The organism is Arsenicibacter sp. R0_47, assembly GCF_057652235.1.
Genome location: NZ_JBYFCJ010000098.1, coordinates 1 through 1,093, shown reverse-complemented (window position 1 = coordinate 1,093; position 1,093 = coordinate 1). Strand labels below are relative to the sequence as shown.

Here is a 1,093-nt window from a genome sequence, read left to right as displayed (position 1 = left end):
AAAAACATGAGTCATCCCGAATTTTGATTCCATAAGTGAGTGAAAGCAATTCGGATTCGATAAAGCGGTGCTGAGGTCTCTCTGCACCGCTTTCCTGTCCGGTGGCACCCTTGTCGTAAGAGTAGTTGCTGCCAGTGGCTGAGATCCACCTGTAGCAAGGAGAGTAACAAGGCGTAGACTAAAGCGACAAGCATCATCAACTTAAGCCTGTTTTCCCGCACGGGCGGCCCCGCAGAACCATAAGCGGGGAGACTCTAAAGCCAGTTCAGATTTTGTGTAGCGGAAGGCCATCTCAATCTGCCAGCGACGGGCATAGGCAAACACCATCTTCCAGGCCGATTCTACCGAGTCAATGACCTCGTTGGTGAGCAAATACCAGGGCGCACGCCCCTTGCCCGGACGCGATACAATTAGATACAAAGGTACATCCGGGTAAGCCGGATGCCGTACCGACTGGTAGATGATACCTGTTTTCCGATGGCACTTGTGTACCGCATCGTAGATGAATCGATGATCGGCTGAACGTTTGCCACGAGTGATTTCCCAGGTCTTTATGGAGTCCCCTGCCTGATTGAGTAAGTGATAATGGGTTTGCCACCGGATCAGCCCTTTTAGCCTGGCAGCCAATAACTTCCCTAACCAAGCCTGGGAAGCATAGCCCCGATCAAAGACATGCAGGGCGGCCTGCCCAAACTGCTGAGCCAGTTCGTTCAGTGTATCATTGAGCACATCTACCCGTTGTCGGGCATGCTCCCCTCGCCTGGTCCACCACTCAAACTTATATAGGCAAGGAGCCCCGCTGGCACCCGCTAATAAGATGCCCAGCCATTCCAGCCCCGGAACGCATACCGGTTTACCATCAGGTGGATTGAAATAGCCGGGCCGGATGCGTTTAAGCCGGCGGGCTTTACTACTGCGAACTGCCGCTAAGTCTTCACTAGCCAGTGTTTCAGGCTTTTCCATCACACTTTCATCCCAGAGAACCAACACCTGTTGCCCTTGTTGATGAAGTTGTTCATAAAAGGCCTGTGCCTTGGCTCGAATACCTGTCTGAATAACCGTATGCTGCCAATGAGGGCATCTTAGCAGATTG

Annotated in this window: 1 protein-coding gene; it reads right to left on the bottom strand. The window is 52.3% G+C overall.

Features of this window, described 5'->3' with window-relative positions; genetic code table 11:
• Window positions 1-201 precede the first annotated feature (201 nt).
• Window positions 202-1,093: transposase (locus AC23NW_RS36165; protein ID WP_487455578.1), on the bottom strand; the 892-nt coding region annotated here is incomplete at its 5' end.